Raw genomic sequence first — 16,970 nt, forward strand, 5'->3', positions numbered from 1 at the left:
TTCAGAGAGCGATCACTTCCGCGCCCTGATTGTTTCCTCGCACGCAATCGAATGACAGGTTTGTGAACGATGCGAAGCGGCCGCGCAAGGTGGCGGCCAGTCGCGCCGCCGTCTCCTCGCCATCGACGATGGCGAAGCCGGTGGGACCCCACGAGCTTTGGCCGACACCGAGGATTCCCTCCGCCTCGATGGCGGCGATGGCCTCGGCCACCTGCGGGCTCAGGAAGCGGCCGCCCCCCTGCGCCGCGGCATAGTGATCGCCCAGCACGCGCTGCCAGTGGCCGATGACGCGGCCGAACCCATCCGCATCCCCCGCCGCGAGCGCGGGCAGCGCCTCCAGCAGCATGCGATGGCACAGTTGCGCCGCCTGCTCTGCCGGGAAGGGCGGGAGGGTGGCCATGGCCGCCGTCTCCTGCGGCCCGCTCAAGCCTTCGCGGGCGGTGTCGAAAACCAGCAGGATGCGCCAGCTCTCCGGCAACTTGAAGCGCGCGAGAAGGGGAGGTGGCGCATTGGCCTCGGGACCTTCGAGCGCCTTGCCGCCGTCGAGGATGACGCCACCGGCCGCGAACGCCTCCATGCCGATGGCCGAGCGCCGGCCGCGGCCGAGCACGGTCGCAACCTCGCGCGGGGAGAGCGCGTGCCCCGAGAGCCTTGCCACGGCCACGCCCACCGCCAGCGCCAGCTGGGTGCCGGAGCCGAGGCCGCCATGGGCCGGCAGGGCGGCGTCCACCTCGATGGCGAAGCGCTCCTCAATGCCGAGCTTGTCGCGCACCAGATCCCGCGCACGGGCGGCGCGGTCGCTGTCCGGTCCTTCGGCGGCGTCGGACGTGGCGCGTCGGACGCTCACTTCGGTGGCGGGCCGCTCCAGCGCGATGCCGAGAGAGCCGAAGCGGCGGCCGAGCGATCCGCCCAGATCGAGAAAGCCGAGGTGCAGGCGCGCCGGCGCGCGCACCTTCACCCCGGCCGCATGGATGAGATCCACGCGGCGGCTCAGCCGGCGAGGGCGGCGCGCAGCCGCTCCGCATGGGCGGCGAGCACGTCGGGCTTCTCTATCTCGCTCGCCGGCGGCTTCATGGGCACGCCCGAATGGCGCGGGATGACGTGGACATGGAGGTGGAACACCACCTGCCCGCCGGCCTCCTCATTGAACTGCTGCACGGTGATTCCGTCGGCCTCGAAGGCCTTCATGCCGGCGATGGCCACCTTCTTGGCGATGGTCGCCACATAGGCGAGATCCTCGGGCGCGATGTCGAGGATGTTGCGGGCCGGCGCCTTTGGGATGACCAGCGTATGGCCGGGGCAGCGCGGCATGATGTCGAGGAAGGCGAGGGCCTTGTCGTCCTCATAGACCTTGTGCGCCGGCAGTTCGCCGCGAAGGATGCGGGCGAAGATGTTCTGCGGATCGTAGGCCGGCGTGGCGGTCATGCGTGTCTCTCCCTGTTGGGGAGGAGATTGCAGGGTGCGGGCGGGGGGTCAAGTCCGCACGCTTGCGCACCCCATGCCGAGGCTCAGCCGAAGCGGCCGGTGACGTAATCCTGCGTGCGCCGGTCCCGCGGGTGGGTGAAGAGGTCCTGCGTGGGCGCGAACTCCACCATCTCGCCGAGATACATGAAGCCGGTGAAGTCGGAGATGCGGGCCGCCTGCTGGAGATTGTGGGTGACGATGGCGAAGGTGTAGTGCGCCTTCAGCTCCTCGATGGTTTCCTCGATGCGCGCCGTGGTGATGGGATCGAGGGCCGAGCACGGTTCGTCGAGCAGGATCACTTCCGGCTTGAGGGCGATGGTGCGGGCGATGCACAGGCGCTGCTGTTGGCCACCGGACAGGCTGAGGCCGCTCTGGGTCAGGATGTCCTTCACCTCGTCCCACAGGGCGGCCTTGCGCAGGGCCTCCTCCACCCGGATGTCGAGGTCGGCCGGGGTCAGCTCCTCGTTGATGCGCAGGCCGATGGCCACGTTATCGTAGATCGACATGGGGAAGGGCGTCGGCTTCTGAAACACCATGCCGATGCGCGCCCGGACGCTCGCCGGGTCCATGGCGTCGCCGAGGATGCTCACGCCGTCGAGCAGCACGTCGCCCTCCACCCGCTGGTCCGGGTAAAGCTCGTACATGCGGTTGAAGATGCGCAGCAGGGTCGATTTTCCGCAGCCGGACGGGCCGATGAAGGCGGTGACGCAGTTGGCGCGCAGATCGACCGATATGTCCCGGAGGGCGATCGCCGCGCCATAATAGAAGCTCAGGCGGTGGACGGAGAGCTTGACCGGCGGCAGGGTTGCCTGGCGGCTGGCGAAGATCGTCGGCGCGGGGAGGCCGGCGTGTGTGGAGCCGTCCGGGGGCAGCGACGACGGGGTGTGGATGGACATGGCGGCCGATCCTCGACAGGAGCCTTTCCTCCTGCCTAGACCGGCTCCGCCGCCCCGTCCTTGCGCTAGCTCATGCGGAGCGCGTAACGCGCGGAAAATCGAGCAGCGGAAACACTTTTCCGCAGCTCGGCGCGGGCGGCATCCTGTGCCGGCTCATCGTCGGCGCGGGATAGCGCGGGCTCAGTTCTGGCCCTGGCTCTGGGCCTGCGCCAGCTTCTGCGGCGCGCGGCCGTCGAGGGCGCTGATGCGCTCCTCCACGTCGAGGCCGGTGCTGCGCAGCGCCTGCACGCCCACCGCATCGAGGCCCACGGCGAGGCGCACGTAATGCTCCGTGCCGCAGATGTTGCGGCCGGCATCAAACGAGACCCAGCCGATTTTCGGCACATAGGCCTCCGCCCAGTGGCGCGCCTCGCCCTCGCCTTCCGCGTCGCCTTCGGGCGCGACGTAGCCGGAGATGTGGCGTGCCGGCAGGCCGAGGTGGCGGGCGGCGGCGGTGAAGACATGGGCGATGCTGCCGGCGCAGGCGGTGCCCGCCTTCAGCGCCTCGGTCGCGCTCAGGGGATCCCCGAGGGTCGGCCCCTCCTGTTCCTCCACCGTCTCGTGGACCTTGACCATGAGGGCGTGGAGCTGGGCCAGCGGGTCGTCCTCGGGCGCATCGATCGCGGCAGCGAGGGCGGCGAGGGCGTCATCCACCTCGGTGAGGTCGGTCTGGCGCAGGAACAGGGACGGCGGGAAGCGCTCCACCGTGCCGCGCACGATCCCGGTAGTGTCCTGCGTCTCGATCTCGCCCTCGGCGCAGACGGTGAGATGGTCCGCCGGCCCGTCCACCGAGAAGGTGTGGCACAGGTTGCCGAAGGCATCCTCCTGCGGGTGAAGGCGGCAGTCGGAACTGAGGTCGAGCGCCCAGCGCAGGATGAACTGGCCCTCATGGGCGCGCGGGGTCATGCGCACGGTCACGGCCATGTTGCGGGTGCCGGGCTCGAAGCGCTGGGTGATCTCGTGGCGGATGCGGATGCGCATAGCGGACGTCCCTGGTGACGGCGCGGCGATGACGGCGCGACACTGGCGCCGCAACGGACATTCCCCCGGCGCGGGCCACCCGCGCCGACGAGGACGTTGAGCGGGCCGCAGCCCGCAGGATCAGGTCAGATACTGCTCGGTGATCTCGGCGCCGAGCTTGTTGTTGTCCGAGATGAACTCGGAAATGAACTCGTGCAGCCCGGTCTGGAAGATATCGTCGATGGACTTGTTGGTGAGCCGGGCGAGCATGGAGCGCGCCTGCCGCTGGGACGGACCCTGCCGGCCATAGACCGAGGCGATGTCGTCCAGATTGCGGGCGAGGCTGTCGTAGCAGGCGGCGAGCGAGCGCGGCATCTGCCGGTTCAGGATGAGCAGGTCCGCCACCAGCCACGGCTTCACGCTGTCGCGATAGACCCAGTGGAAGGCGGTGAGCGCGGAGACGGAGCGCAGGATGGAGGCCCACTGGAAATAGTCGAGCGGGCCGCCGATATGCTCCTTCTCCGGCAGCAGCACGTGATACTTCACGTCGAGGATGCGGGCGGTGTTGTCGGCGCGCTCGAGCTGGGCGCCGGAGCGGGCGAACCAGTAGCCGTCGTTGCGCAGCATGGTGCGGAAGGTCGCCCCGTCGAAGCGCAGCGACGTTTCCTTCACGAAGGCGAGGAAGCGCGAAAGCTCGTCGCGGGTGAGCGCGCGGTTGGGAAAGTTGCGCAGCTCGATCCAGGCCGAGTTGATGACGTCCCACATCTCTGAGGTCAGCGCGGTTCGCACCGAACGGGCGTTGGTGCGCGCCACCTCGAAGCAGTTGCGGATGGAGGAGGGGTTCTCTGCCTCGAAGGCGAGGAACGACACCACGTTCTCCTCCTTCGCTTCCTCCAGCGGACCGTAGCGCGCGACGAACTCGTCGGCGCAGCCGGCGGTGAGCACGGCCGAACTCCACTCATTGGTGGAGCCGCCGTAGGTCACGGGCGTGTAGGCGAGGCGCTGGGAGACGTCGAGGATGCGGGCCAGGCAGTCGGCGCGTTCGACGTAGCGGGTCAGCCAGTAGAGGTTGTCGGCGGTGCGGGAAAGCATGGGGAGCCCGTTGCGGAAGGAGAGGGTGCGCGGCGCGGTTCAGCCGCGCTCAGGCGTCCTGCACCCGGATGGCGTGGTGCCTCCGGGGGCGGTTCAGGCGGCGGAACCGGGCGGGGCCCCGGCTCCGGCAGTGGCGCGGGCCGGGATGCCCGTGCGCGGGGAGAAACCTGCACGAACGATAGCGCCCGCGCGTCGAAAAGCGAGAGCGTGAGCGCTCGTGCTCATGCGTTCAGAACCCAGAGCATGAGCGCCCCCGCTCATGCGTCCAATACCCAAGTGTCCTTGGTGCCGCCGCCCTGGCTGGAGTTCACCACGAGGGAGCCCTCCTTCATGGCGACGCGGGTGAGGCCGCCGGGGACGATGCGCACCTTGTCGGAGCCGGACAGGATGAACGGGCGCAGGTCCACGTGGCGCGGCGCGATGCCCTTTTCCACCAGCGTCGGGCAGGTGGAGAGCGCCAGCGTGGGTTGTGCGATGAAGTTCGCCGGGTCCGCCTTGAGCTTGTCGCGGAACTTCTCGATCTGCGCCTTGTCGGAGGCAGGGCCGACCAGCATGCCGTAGCCGCCGGAGCCGTGAACTTCCTTCACCACCAGTTCGGGCAGGTGCTCGAGCACGTACTTCAGATGATCCGCCTCGCGGCAGCGCCAGGTCGGCACGTTGGGGAGCAGAGGCTCCTCGCCGAGGTAGAACTTGATGATATCCGGCATGTAGGAATAGACGGCCTTGTCGTCGGCGACGCCCGTTCCCACAGCGTTGGTCAGGGTGACGTTTCCGGCCTGATAGGCGCTCATCAGCCCCGGCACGCCGAGCACGCTGTCGCGGCGGAAGGCGAGGGGGTCCAGGAAGTCGTCGTCGAGGCGGCGGTAGATCACGTCCACCCGCTTCGGACCCTCGGTGGTGCGCATGTAGACCACCGCATCCTTCACGAACAGGTCGCGCCCCTCCACCAGGTCCACGCCCAGCTTGTCCGCGAGGAAGGAGTGCTCGTAATAGGCCGAATTGTGGATGCCGGGGGTCAGGATCACCACGTTCGGCTCATGCCCGCCGTGGGGCGAGAGCGAGCGCAGGGTGGCGAGCAGGTCGTCGGCGTAATTCTCCACCGGCGAGACGCGGTGCATGGAAAACAGCTCGGGGAACAGGCGCAGCATGATCTCCCGGTTCTCCAGCATGTAGGAGACGCCGGAGGGGGTGCGCGCATTGTCCTCGAGCACGTAGAAGGTATCGGGATCGGTGCGCACGATATCGATGCCGGCGATGTGGACATAGAGGTCGTGCGGCACGCGCTGCCCGTTCATCTCCGGGCGGAAGGCGGGGTTCTGGTAGACGAGGTTTTCCGGCACCACGCCGGCTTTCAGCACCTCGCGCTTCCCGTAGACATCCTTGATGTACATGTTCAGCGCCTTGACGCGCTGTTCCAGGCCGCGGGACAGCCGGCCCCATTCGTCCTTGGTGATGATGCGGGGCACGATGTCGAAGGGGATCAGGCGTTCCTGCGCGTTCTGCTCGCCATAGACCGCGAAGGTGATGCCGATTCGCCGGAAGATGAACTCGGCTTCCTTGCGCCGGTGGTCCAGCACGTCTTGCGGCACTTCGGCGAGCCAGCGCTGGAGGGTCTCGTAGGCCGGCCTTACCGCGCCGTCGGTACTGGACATTTCATCGAACGCATGCGGCATTGGGATCGACACTCCACGCCCCGGGGAAGCTCCCCATGAACTTAACAAACATCGTGCCAAAGAAGTGCTAAACGGGAAAGCGGAGCGAAGGCGCCGCTCACGCTTTAAATGTGCCTTGATTTTAGGCATGTAGACACTGGATGACGCCGCCAAGGGCAGGGATCTGAGACATGGGTGAGGCAGGCGACGCGCGATCGGTCACGGCTGCGCTGATCGTGATTGGCGACGAGGTTCTCTCCGGCCGGACCAAGGACAAGAACATCGGCCACATCGCCGAACGGCTCACCGACGTGGGCATCGACCTGCGCGAGGTGCGGGTGGTGGCGGACGTCGAGGAGGATATCGTGGCGGCGGTCAACGCCCTGCGCGCCCGCTTCGACTATGTCTTCACCACCGGCGGCATTGGCCCGACCCATGACGACATCACGGCCGATGCCATCGCCAGGGCCTTCGGGGTCTCCATCGACGTGGACCCGCGCGCCCGCGCGATGCTGCTGGAATACATCGCCGAGAAGGACCTGAACGAGGCGCGCCTGCGCATGGCACGGATTCCCGCCGGGGCGAGCCTCGTCGTGAACGAGGTGTCCAAGGCGCCGGGCTTCCGCATCGAGAACGTCATCGTGATGGCCGGCGTGCCGCGCATCATGCAGTCGATGCTGGAGGCGGTGTTGCCCGACCTGCGCAAGGGCCGGCCCATGCTCTCGCGCACCATCCTCGCTGAGGCGAAGGAGGGCGACATCGCCGCCCCGCTGCGCAAGATCGCCGAGACCTATCCCGACGCCATCATCGGCTCCTACCCGTTCCGCGACGAGGTGGACGGGCGCTACAAGACCAATCTCGTGGTGCGCGCGCGCGAAGCTGAAACGCTGGCCGCCGCAGGCGACGCTGTGGCGCGGATGGTCGAGGACAATTCGCGCCGCTGAGGCGCCTCAGCCCTTCGCGATCTGGCCGAGCCAGACGTCGCGATACCAGGTGGCGAAGCGGGCGACGCCCTCCTTCAGGGGGGTGCGCGGGGCGAAGTCCACCGCCTGCGAGAGGCTGGTGACGTCGGCGAAGGTGGCCGGAACGTCCCCCGGCTGCATGGGCTGGAAATCCAGCTCCGCCTTGCGTCCCAGCGCCGCCTCGATGTCGCCGATGAGGGTCATCAGGGGCTCGGGGCTGTGGTTGCCCACATTGTAGATGCGATAGGGCGCGTTCGAGGTGGCGGGGTCCGGGTCCGCCCCGGTCCACGCGGGGTCCGGCGTCGCCGGCTTCGGCAGCAGGGCGACCACGGCGTCCACCACATCGTCGATGAAGGTGAAATCCCGCTTCATGTCGCCGTTGTTGAACACCTTGATCGGCCGGCCGTGCCAGATGGCGTCCGTGAAGAGAAACACGGCCATGTCCGGCCGTCCCCACGGGCCGTAGACCGTGAAAAAGCGCAGTCCGCTCACCGGCAGCCGGTAGAGATGGGAATAGGCGTGGGCCATCAACTCGTTCGCCTTCTTGGTGGCGGCGTAGAGGCTGATGGGGTGGTCCACCGTCTGATCGACCCGGAAGGGCAGGTCGGTGTTGGCGCCGTAGACCGAACTGGAGGAGGCATAGACGAGGTGCGCGGCGCCGTTATGGCGGCAGCCTTCCAGCACGTTGCCGAAGCCGACCAGGTTCGAGTCGATGTAGGTCTCGGGATGCTCGATGGAGTAGCGCACCCCGGCCTGCGCGGCGAGGTGGACCACATGGCTCGGCTGGTGGCGGGCGAAGAGATCGGCGGTGGCGGCGCGATCGGCGAGCGTCAGGCGCTCGAAGCTGAAGCCGGGATGACCGAGGAGCCGGGCGAGGCGGGCCTCCTTGAGGCGCACGTCATAATAGGCGTTGAGATCGTCGATGCCGACGACCGTCTGCCCCATTGCCAGCAGTCGCTCGGCGACCGCGGCGCCGATGAAGCCGGCCGCGCCGGTGACGAAGATGGGGTCATTGGTGAAGGTCAAAGGCGGTCCCCGGGACAGATCGCGCCGGACAACGGAAGCTTCGCCGGATACGCGCACCTTCTTAGATCAGCGCTTCCGCGGCATCAACGCGGCCCCGCAGGCAGGAGGCCGGCCGGCGGGTCGGCGGCCGGGAGGCGAGGGCTACTGCGCGCACGCGCAGCGGAACCGTGCGAGGGCCGAAAGCGGCCGGCGCCGGTCAGTCAGGTCGCGCGCGCCATGACGAAGAAATAGGCCACCGAGCAGCACAGCATGCCCCAAAGGGCCAGGACGGATTCTGCGATCACCTTGCCTGCCCCCCAGCAGTCGTCGACGCGAATTTCGTCTTTTATTTACCCAAAGGGCCGGCGGATCGGCGACGAAAATCAGAGCGTCGCGGCTCGGATCAAGCAGTAGGGTTAATCGCAGCCTTGGGATGAAACACGCTCATCTTGTGGGGCGGAACGTTCGACTTCGGGGCGACGATCCGGTCTGGCGCGTCACAGTTGCGCGTCGCGCAGGGGCAGCGGTTCAGCGGGGCGAGACAGGGGCGCGAGCGCGCTGCTCAATCTCTCCAGTCCTTCGAGCTGCCCGTCTCGGCGGGCAGGGAACTCCTGCGGCCGCGGGGCCTCTCGGAGGCCGGCCGCAGGCCGAGGAGGAAGATCAGTAGGCTTCCTTGCGGAGGACCTCGATGAAGGTCTTCATGATGATCTTGATGTCGATCCACACCGACCAATTGTTGATGTACCAGAGGTCCATCTCGATGCGGCGTTCCATCTGCTCAAGCTCCGCCGTCTCGCCGCGGAAGCCCATCACCTGCGCCCAGCCGGTGATGCCCGGCTTGACGTGATGGCGGAACGCGTAGCCGGAGATCAGCTTCGAATATTCATCGTCATGGGCAATGGCATGGGGCCGCGGCCCGACGATGGACATCTGGCCGAACAGGACGTTCAGCACCTGCGGCAGCTCATCGAGGCTCGATGCGCGCAGGAAGCGGCCGACGCGGGTCACCCGCTTGTCGTTGCGCTGGGCCTGCACCACCTTCGTCCCGTCCTCCATCACCGTCATGGAGCGGAACTTGTAGATGGTGAACTCGCGGCCGCCGAAGCCATTGCGGCGCTGGCGGAAGATCACCGGACCGCGGCTGTCGAGCTTAATGGCCGTGGCAATGATGGCGAACAGCGGCAGGAGCAGGAGCACGGCGCAGCTTGCGACGGCGATGTCCAGAAGCCGCTTCTGTGCCAGCTCGAAGCGCGACAGCGGGGCGCGCTGCACCTCGATGGCGATGGACGAGCCGAAATCCACACGGGGCGCATCGAGAAGTTCGCTGACCACCTCATCCGGCAGCAGCTTCACCGGCAGCGGCACAGAGCGAAGTCTGGCGCGCACGGCGTCGAGCCGCTCGATGTCGCTCCATTGCATGGCGAGGACGATTTCCTCGACCCGATGCTGCCGCGCGAACTGGACCGCGGCCTTCAGCGCATCCTTGTCTGAGGTGGAGAGCATTTCCCCGCTGGCCGAGCCGTCGGGGCCGGCGAGGCTGAAGCGCCGCACCTCGTTAAGGCCGAGGCGTACCAGCATATGGGCCGGCACCACCTTGGAGAGCTCGCCCGCATCGCCCACCAGGATCGTCGCGCGTCCCTTCACGGCGCCGCGCGCGATGGCGTGCCGCAGCCACGCGCCCATCGCCCAGCGCGCGGACGGCAGGGCGATGAAGCCGAGAACGGCGAAGGAGCCGGTGGAAATGCGCGAGGTGCTCCCCGCGACCTTGAGGCAGAAGATCACCGTCGCGACGACCAGGATCGCGAAGGTCCAATTGGCCATCGTGGCGCGGACCTCCTCGACGACACGTACCATGCGCCAGGGCTTGTAGAGGCCGCGCGAGATGTTGGTGAGCACGAAGGCCACCGCGGCGAGGATGCCGATGCCGAGAGGTTGCGTGACCTCGAAGCCGGCGCCCGCCTGCGCCGAAAACAAGAAGTCCACGAGGACGCTCAGTCCCAGAATGAGCGCGATGTCGGATATGACGAAGAGCGGCGGCATCGACGCGTAGTCGAGCGTGGGGAGCACCCCGGACCGATGCACTTCGCTCGCCCGTTCAACCCGCATGTTGTCCGTGGAAAGCGACATTCGTCCCTCAGTCGGCAGAAAGATACCGCAAGGAAAATTGGAATTGTGCGCTCAACATAGCACTCTCGGACAGAATCGACAAGCGAGTAAAAGCCGAGCCGTCAGGCGTATACTTGGGTGTCATATGCCTGAAACATTCCAATTCTGAAAGATGATATGTAGCTAATTTCGCAGAATGATTAATGCAGGTTGCGATCTATCATTTGATAGAGAGTTGATTGGTCGATGAACGAAGGAGGATTAGAGCAGTTTGCCTCACGCAGCATCGTTTGTGTTTGATAATTGATCGAAGTCAATCGGCGCGCTCAAGTTTTGGGCAATGCTGCGGTGCAGAATAAATCGAAAGTGCTTGCCCGCCCCCAGGCCGCCTCCGGATTTGGCAGTGCTCCAGCCTCCGTGCCACGATTTGAGGCCGGTGCAACGGAGCACGACCAAGCTCGCTTTTCCCATCGAAAATCAAGGCATTGTGAGAATTTATGGGAGGCTATCCCTTTAGCCCCGGCGACAGACTCCTGCAAACTTGCGGAACTGCGGCAATGCGCCGCTGGGGCGGGGCGGAAACTGCCTTTGCTGCACTGCACCCTCAAGGGACTCCCCGATCCGGGTCCGGGTGCCCGTCGATCCGCATCTGGAACACGAAATAGGTTGGCGAGCAGAAGCCGTTCTCCTGTGCCACGCGGGCCGCGCCGGGCAGATCGGGCGGCAGCGCCTGACACATGAAATCCTCCCGGCAGAATCGTCCGTCGCCACAGGCGGGACGATTGCCGCGGGCGACGCTGGCGCTGAGGCATTTTGCGAAATTGTCGGTTGCGACGCACAGGTCGAAGGCCTTACCGCCGACGAAGGCGCAGATTTCCCGCATCGGCCCGTGGTGGCCACTGTCCGTCAAGGCACGCTCCTCCGCCGTGCATTGGCGGTAGGCCGAGCCGCCGGGCACCCCGAGCTTGGCCGGCCGGCAGGTATAGGAGGACGGGGAGGCGGAAGCGGCCGGGCTGTTGATCTGCCGCACGATCCGGAAGCGGTCCAGATAGGGAGCGGCGCCCGGCACCAGCGCGCCCGACAGGCAGGCCATGCCGGATACGAGGCCGCTGGACCGCTTCGGCATGCAGTGCCCGGTGCCGACGGGCAGGCACGGATTGTGCGCGATGACTTCGCAGGCGAGGCCGTCGCCGCAGCGCCAGCCGGCGCGAAACGCCGCTTCGTCCTGCGGGGCCAGGCAAGCCATGGTCGCTGCCGCGGTCCCAGCGACGGCCGGCGCAGGCTGCGACCAGTCGGCAGGCGGTGCGATGGACAGGGGACGGAAGGGATCCGGCGTGCGGCCCGCCGCCAGTGCGGCCAGATAGGCCCGGCGCCGCGCGTCGTCGGCATGAAGATGGGGGGAAAGGGGAATCTTGACCACGTTCAACGGCGACGTGCCCGGCTCGTCATAACCGATGAGATGGAAGCCGGCGGTCGCGGCGCCCTGGTGGCAGCCGGTGCAGGTGTTGTCGTCGAGGCGCGCGATCAGTCCGGCGGGCGATGCGATATAGCCGAGCGATTCGTAGGGCAGGCCGGCGAAATCCGCCGTCGTGAAAAGCGCGGCGAAGGGATGGTTGGCCGTGCGCGCACTACCGAAGGTGGAGAAGGAGAGCGCCTTCTCGGCCAGGAAGGCATCCGGCAGCTGGTAGACGCCGCGATCGATCTCGGCGAGGTGGCTGCGCACGTAGTCCACGAGGCCGGCCTTGAGCGCCGCATCCGCAGACAGGCGCGCGAGGTCCGGCGTGTTCTCAAGCGGCTTCGGGACCAGTTGATCGCCGTCGATGCGAAAGACGCGCATCAGATAGATGGCCTGGCCGCCGAGCTCGGTTTCCATGCCGGACGGCAGGCGCACCACCTGCGCATTGATTTCGATCTGCCGGAGCGAAAGCCCCCGGAGCGGGCCGGCCGCCAGCCAGCTGGCCACGTCGCCGGGGCGCGGAAGGGGGGCGGCGGGTGTCCAGATGCGGGCGAGAGCGGGGCAGTCGCCGCTGGGCCCGGCGGGCACGTCGAACACCATGTTGATGTTGACGGGCAGGCGGGAGGCATAGGTCGTGGCGCCGCGCTGGAAATGGTAGGCGAGGCGGTACACGAGCCGCACCTCGCCGCAGGAGGGGGACGGCGTGAGCGCGGTGAAGTCGCGCCGGTCGGTCCGGTTGACGACGCCGATGAGCCGGAAGCGGGCGAGCGGCGAGCCGAGCCAACGCAGGTCGATCACCCGCCCGACATTGTCGTCCGTGACCTCCAGCAGGGGGCGACGGTTCGCCGCCATCTCGGCCTTCAGCGTGGTTACGTCGGCCGCGATCCGGCGGGCGAGGTCGGCATAGACAGGGCTTGCGGACTTGAGTTCCGCCAGCGTCGCGGCGCGCGTCGCACCGAGCAGCGTGCCGAAGGCAAACCCTTTGGATTCGAGCGCGGTGAGCGTCGGGCGATCGAGGACCATGCGCACCGGCTCCGGCAGGGCGGCGGTCTCTCCGGCTGAGGCGGTCGGTGCGAGAGCCGCGGCGAGAACCAGCACGGCCAGCATACGGACGGCGCGCGCCACGCACGTGCCGAAGCCGCACGACGCAAACGGCGGAGGGCCGTTTCGCGCCGCGCTGCGCTTCATTCGATGCGCCCCCCGCGCGCACTTCGGCTCCCGGGATGCCACCGGCTCCTCCTCCCTGGACGCGGGGCTCGGGCCTCTGCCTTGCGGCATCCGCATGCCCTTTGCGTTGGCAAGGCGCTATATGAGCGTCACTCACCGGACTTTTCCCATGAATGCCCCAGCAGGCATCGCCCTGCAAATCAGCGCCACCTTCTTCTTCGCTGTCATGTCCGCCCTCGTGCGCTTCGTCGCGGACGACGTGCCGAGCGGCCAGGTCGTGTTCGCCCGCAGCGCCTTCGGCTTGGTGCCGCTGGTGGTCTGGCTTCTGTGGCGGGGGCGGATGTCGAGTATGCTCGTCACACGCCAGCCGTTCGGCCATGTCGTCCGCGGCCTGGTGGGCGTGAGCGCCATGTGGCTGAGCTTTGCGGCGCTGGCGTTCATCCCGCTCGCCGAAGCCGTTGCCTTCACCTACGCCACCCCGCTGGTCGCCGTCGTCCTCGCGGCCATCCTGCTTGGCGAGCGCGTGCCGTCCTATCGCTGGGCGGTGTTGGGCGTCGGATTCGCCGGTATCCTCATCATGCTGTGGCCGTCCTTCACCCACGCATCGCTGGGAAGCGGTCCCGGACCGCTGATCGGCGCGGCCATGGCCCTTGTGGGGGCGGTCATCGCAGGGCTCGCCGTCACCCAGGTCCGCCACCTGACCCGGACGGAGACCAGTGAGGCCATCGTCTTCTATTTCTCCATCGTAGCATCGCTCGCGGGCCTCGCCACCATCCCGTTCGGGTGGGTCATCCCGGATGTGCGGACGGCCCTCATTCTCATCGCCACGGGCATTGCCGGCGGTCTGGGCCAAATCCTGATGACGGCGGCGACGCGTTACGCGCCGGCCTCGGTCGTGGCCCCGCTCAACTATGCGACGCTGCTCTGGGCCATGGTGTTCGGCGTCCTCGCCTTCGGGGAATGGCCCGATTCTCTGGTCCTGGCGGGGGCTGCGATCGTCGTTTGCGCGGGTTTGGTCCTGGTGTGGCGCGAGCGCCACGGGCGCGGCGGCCAAGGCCACGTTTCCCAGAACTTGGACGTGACCGCAGATGTTCATGAGGCGCTGCGCGACTATGTGGTTTCGCAAGGCACTAGAGGCACGGACCCGCCAGGCCTCTGCCGGCTCGAGCACCAGAAAATGACGTTAGAAGAAGACAGGAAAATCTTGGAACTTCCGCATAGGAAAGCGGTTTCTAGGTAGCTCGGTAGGTCGTTTCAGGGCGAATACCGCCAGACTTTCCAGTCCGGCGAGCAGGGGGCAGTTGGGATTGTTGCAGCGCCACAGGCCTTGTGGTAAACATGGTTCACCTAATCGGAGTGCGGGCGATGGCGAATGTTTCCAAGATCAAGGCGGCGCTGACGGGCGCTGCTGTTGCGGGTCTGGTCCTCGGGACGGTTGTGCCGTCGCAGGCTGCCGGGCTTTGGGGTGAGCGTTTCTCGGCTCTTCGCAGCAATGCGAATTTCCAGACCGGCAATCGCGTTGGCGCGCAGTCGACTGGCAGCGTGGCTGGCTGGAAGTGGTCGCTGATCCAGTATCGCGCCTACAAGTATGACCAGCGGATCAGCCAGTTCCTCGGCCGTCCGGTTTCTCCGTTCTGCCGCTTTTTCTGCTGACCTTTCGGCGCCAGCAGCAAGTATGTGGCCCATTTCGTACGTGTCTTGACCGTCGTAACAGGTTTGGTCAGGGGCGCACGGAGTGGGTCATTTTCGTTTGGGGCGCCGGATGGCGTGCTTTTGGGTAGCGTCCCGCGCTGGGCGTCAGGTGACATCGCCTGACGCGGTGTTGCGCGTGCTTTGACTGTAGCTGACGTTAGCGGGGCTTTAGCGGCATGCTTCGTATCGACAAGTCTGGGCCGGGAAAGTCTCTGAATATCCAGAGCGATGGTGATTTCGATCTGGTCAATTTGCTCCAGGTCGTCCGGCGTCAGAAGTGGGTCATTGCCGCCGTCGCCGGCGCGGTGGCGAGTTTGGCCGCGCTCTACTGTTTTTTTGCAACGCCGCAATATACGGCCAGTGCCGAGCTGCTGATCGACACGCAGCAGGCGCGCGGCCTCGAAGTCATGCCCCAGCTGACAGGCGTGATGGATTCCAGCGGCATCGACAGCCAAGTCCAGATCCTTCAGTCCGAACGCATCGCCAAGGCGGTTATCAAGGAGCTGAAGCTCGTCGAGGCGAAGAAGAAGGAAATCGAGGAGAAGGGCAGTTCGGTGTTCAGCACCGTTGCCGGCTTCATCTTTCCGTTCCTCGCCCGCAGCGCTCCTCTGAGCGACTACGAGATCGAGCGCACGCAGATCATCGACTTTGGCCAGCGCCTCCGCGTGAAGCGAGTTGGCCTGAGCTACGTCATCAACATCGACTACAGGGCCATCGATCCCGTGATGGCGGCCGACGTGGCGAACCAGCTCGCCGAGGCCTATATCGTCGATCAGCTTGAGGCCAAGTATCAGGCGACCCGACGCGCCAGCGTCTGGCTCCAGGATCGCATCGCCGAACTGCGGGACCAGGCGCTCGCGGCCGACCGCGCGGTTCAGGACTTCAAGGCCAAGAACAACATCATCGATACCCAGCGCGGCCTCATCTCCGACCAGCAATTGTCCGAGCTGAACACGCAGCTGATTACGGCGCGGACCGCGGTCGCGGAAGCGCAGGCGCGCTATGAGCGCGTCAACAGCATCATCAAGCAGGGCGGCGTCACGGGCACGAGTGATGAAGTCGTGTCGGACGTGCTCAACAACGAGGTCATCAGCCGCCTCCGCACGCAGTACCTCGATGCTGTGAAGCGGGAAGCGGACTGGTCCAAGCGTTATGGGCCCGACCACATCGCGGTCCTCAACCTCAACAGCGAGATCAAGGGTCTCCAGCGCTCTCTGTTCACGGAGCTGTCGCGCATCGCCGAGACCTACAAGTCCGATCTTGAAATCTCCCGCGCCCGCGAAAAAAGCCTGTCGTCGAGCCTCGAGCAGCTGATGGTGCAGGCCAAGCTGACGGGTCAGGCACAGGTTGAGCTTCGCGAACTGGAGAGCAACGCGCAGTCCTATCGCGCGCTCTACGACAACTTCCTGCAGCGCTTCATGCAGGCGACGCAGCAACAGTCGTTTCCGATCACCGAGGCGCGTCTGATCACCGACGCCTCCAGGCCCCTACGTGCCTCCTCGCCCCGGACTACGCTGATCGTCGCCGGCGGTCTTTTCGTCGGGCTGTTGATGGGCTTCGGCGTCGGCATATGGCGCGAGCGCATGAACCGTACCTTCCGGTTGCCGGCTGACGTCGAGCGCTATCTCGGGCTCGACTGCCTCGGCGTCCTGCCGATGCTGCCCTCGTCGGTGGCGACGCCGGTTCCGGCCGGCCAGAGCGCCTTCGACAGCTCCACCGGCATCATGCGTCAGGTCACCTCGGATCCGTTCTCGCGTTTCTCGGAAACGTTGCGTTCGGTGAAGGTCTCGGCGGACGTCTCCATTCATAGCCGGTCGGTGAAGGTCATCGGGATCATCTCGACCTTGCCGAAGGAAGGTAAGTCCACCGTTTCGGCGAATTTCGCCCAGCTGATCGCACACAGTGGCCAGCGCTGCGTGCTCATCGACGGCGATCTGCGCAATCCGACGCTGACGCGTCGACTCGCGCCCGGCCGCAGCGCGGGCCTGCTTGAGCTGGTCTTCGGCAAGGCGACGCTTGAAGAGGTGAGCGTCGTCGATCGTATGACGGGCCTGCGCTTCATTCCGGCCGTGGTGCCGGGCGACATCGTCCACACCAATGAAATCCTCGCGTCCGAGCAGATGTCTGCGGTGCTGGATGCCCTTAAGCGTGAAGTCGACTACATCGTCATCGATTTCCCGCCACTTGCGCCCGTCGTCGACGTCATGGCGTCCACCCACATGGTGGATGGCTATGTGTACGTTCTGGACTGGGGGTCATCCAACCGGGATCTGGTCGCGAACACGCTGCAGAACGCGCCGACGGTCTACGAAAAAGTCCTGGGCTGCCTGCTCAACAAGGCCGACCTGAAGGCTCTTCGCAGCCTCGAGGACTATGGCAGCAAGTATTATTACCACAAGTATTACGCGAGCTATGGCCGCGAGTCCTGACCCCGCCGAACCCGCGCTCGCTGGGGCGGGCGACCGGGCGGGGTCCGATA

At 66.4% G+C, this 16,970-nt stretch carries 13 protein-coding genes; 4 read left to right on the plus strand and 9 right to left on the minus strand.

What is annotated here, in order from left to right; genetic code table 11:
- Window position 1: 1 nt before the first annotated feature.
- From ACT535_RS00190 to ACT535_RS00215, 6 genes are all read right to left on the minus strand, one after another.
- Window positions 2-982: a beta-ribofuranosylaminobenzene 5'-phosphate synthase family protein gene (locus tag ACT535_RS00190; protein ID WP_476362936.1), complete on the minus strand. Its 981-nt coding sequence runs from the start codon at window positions 980-982 to the stop codon at window positions 2-4.
- 8 nt (window positions 983-990) lie between these two features.
- On the minus strand, window positions 991-1,425 hold the full coding sequence (locus ACT535_RS00195; RefSeq protein ID WP_476362937.1) for an HIT family protein: 435 nt from the start codon (window positions 1,423-1,425) through the stop codon (window positions 991-993).
- An 83-nt stretch (window positions 1,426-1,508) separates the two neighbouring features.
- The gene (gene pstB, locus ACT535_RS00200; RefSeq protein ID WP_476362938.1) at window positions 1,509-2,360 is read right to left on the minus strand and encodes a phosphate ABC transporter ATP-binding protein PstB; all 852 of its coding nucleotides are present in this window, start codon (window positions 2,358-2,360) and stop codon (window positions 1,509-1,511) included.
- A gap of 180 nt (window positions 2,361-2,540) precedes the next feature.
- Window positions 2,541-3,380: a transglutaminase domain-containing protein gene (locus ACT535_RS00205; RefSeq protein WP_476362939.1), complete on the minus strand. Its 840-nt coding sequence runs from the start codon at window positions 3,378-3,380 to the stop codon at window positions 2,541-2,543.
- Between the two features lie 120 nt (window positions 3,381-3,500).
- Complete coding sequence (locus ACT535_RS00210) at window positions 3,501-4,451, minus strand: alpha-E domain-containing protein (RefSeq protein WP_168456626.1); 951 nt, start codon at window positions 4,449-4,451, stop codon at window positions 3,501-3,503.
- Window positions 4,452-4,708: 257 nt separating this feature from the next.
- On the minus strand, window positions 4,709-6,124 hold the full coding sequence (locus ACT535_RS00215) for a circularly permuted type 2 ATP-grasp protein (protein WP_168456627.1): 1,416 nt from the start codon (window positions 6,122-6,124) through the stop codon (window positions 4,709-4,711).
- A 170-nt stretch (window positions 6,125-6,294) separates the two neighbouring features.
- On the opposite strand from ACT535_RS00215, the gene ACT535_RS00220 reads away from it, so the two are divergent.
- Complete coding sequence (locus ACT535_RS00220) at window positions 6,295-7,047, plus strand: molybdopterin-binding protein (protein ID WP_168456628.1); 753 nt, start codon at window positions 6,295-6,297, stop codon at window positions 7,045-7,047.
- A 6-nt stretch (window positions 7,048-7,053) separates the two neighbouring features.
- On the opposite strand, the gene ACT535_RS00225 is transcribed toward ACT535_RS00220, so the two are convergent.
- The 3 genes from ACT535_RS00225 to ACT535_RS00235 form a co-directional block, all read right to left on the minus strand.
- Window positions 7,054-8,091 carry an NAD-dependent epimerase gene (locus ACT535_RS00225; RefSeq protein ID WP_476362940.1) on the minus strand — a complete coding sequence of 346 codons (1,038 nt, stop codon included), beginning with the start codon at window positions 8,089-8,091 and terminating at the stop codon, window positions 7,054-7,056.
- A 639-nt stretch (window positions 8,092-8,730) separates the two neighbouring features.
- Window positions 8,731-10,197: an undecaprenyl-phosphate glucose phosphotransferase gene (locus tag ACT535_RS00230; protein WP_476362941.1), complete on the minus strand. Its 1,467-nt coding sequence runs from the start codon at window positions 10,195-10,197 to the stop codon at window positions 8,731-8,733.
- Window positions 10,198-10,780: 583 nt separating this feature from the next.
- The gene (locus ACT535_RS00235) at window positions 10,781-12,757 is read right to left on the minus strand and encodes a hypothetical protein (protein WP_476362942.1); all 1,977 of its coding nucleotides are present in this window, start codon (window positions 12,755-12,757) and stop codon (window positions 10,781-10,783) included.
- A gap of 211 nt (window positions 12,758-12,968) precedes the next feature.
- On the opposite strand from ACT535_RS00235, the gene ACT535_RS00240 reads away from it, so the two are divergent.
- The 3 genes from ACT535_RS00240 to ACT535_RS00250 all read left to right on the plus strand — a co-directional run bounded on the left by ACT535_RS00240 (window position 12,969) and on the right by ACT535_RS00250 (window position 16,920).
- Window positions 12,969-14,039, plus strand: coding sequence for a DMT family transporter (locus ACT535_RS00240; protein ID WP_476362943.1), 1,071 nt, complete (start codon window positions 12,969-12,971; stop codon window positions 14,037-14,039).
- 125 nt (window positions 14,040-14,164) lie between these two features.
- Window positions 14,165-14,452 carry a hypothetical protein gene (locus ACT535_RS00245; RefSeq protein WP_476362944.1) on the plus strand — a complete coding sequence of 96 codons (288 nt, stop codon included), beginning with the start codon at window positions 14,165-14,167 and terminating at the stop codon, window positions 14,450-14,452.
- 215 nt (window positions 14,453-14,667) lie between these two features.
- Window positions 14,668-16,920, plus strand: coding sequence for a polysaccharide biosynthesis tyrosine autokinase (locus ACT535_RS00250; protein ID WP_476362945.1), 2,253 nt, complete (start codon window positions 14,668-14,670; stop codon window positions 16,918-16,920).
- Window positions 16,921-16,970: the final 50 nt, after the last annotated feature.

The sequence above is a fragment of the Xanthobacter sp. DMC12 genome (genome assembly GCF_056314105.1).

Excerpts from the sequence above, each read along its gene's own strand:
- ACT535_RS00195 (WP_476362937.1), bottom strand. The coding sequence starts at position 1,425 with ATGACCGCCACGCCGGCCTACGATCCGCAGAACATCTTCGCCCGCATC.
- pstB (WP_476362938.1), bottom strand. The coding sequence starts at position 2,360 with ATGTCCATCCACACCCCGTCGTCGCTGCCCCCGGACGGCTCCACACAC.
- ACT535_RS00205 (WP_476362939.1), bottom strand. The coding sequence starts at position 3,380 with ATGCGCATCCGCATCCGCCACGAGATCACCCAGCGCTTCGAGCCCGGC.
- ACT535_RS00210 (WP_168456626.1), bottom strand. The coding sequence starts at position 4,451 with ATGCTTTCCCGCACCGCCGACAACCTCTACTGGCTGACCCGCTACGTC.
- ACT535_RS00215 (WP_168456627.1), bottom strand. The coding sequence starts at position 6,124 with ATGCCGCATGCGTTCGATGAAATGTCCAGTACCGACGGCGCGGTAAGG.
- ACT535_RS00220 (WP_168456628.1), top strand. The coding sequence starts at position 6,295 with ATGGGTGAGGCAGGCGACGCGCGATCGGTCACGGCTGCGCTGATCGTG.
- ACT535_RS00230 (WP_476362941.1), bottom strand. The coding sequence starts at position 10,197 with ATGTCGCTTTCCACGGACAACATGCGGGTTGAACGGGCGAGCGAAGTG.
- ACT535_RS00240 (WP_476362943.1), top strand. The coding sequence starts at position 12,969 with ATGAATGCCCCAGCAGGCATCGCCCTGCAAATCAGCGCCACCTTCTTC.
- ACT535_RS00245 (WP_476362944.1), top strand. The coding sequence starts at position 14,165 with ATGGCGAATGTTTCCAAGATCAAGGCGGCGCTGACGGGCGCTGCTGTT.
- ACT535_RS00250 (WP_476362945.1), top strand. The coding sequence starts at position 14,668 with ATGCTTCGTATCGACAAGTCTGGGCCGGGAAAGTCTCTGAATATCCAG.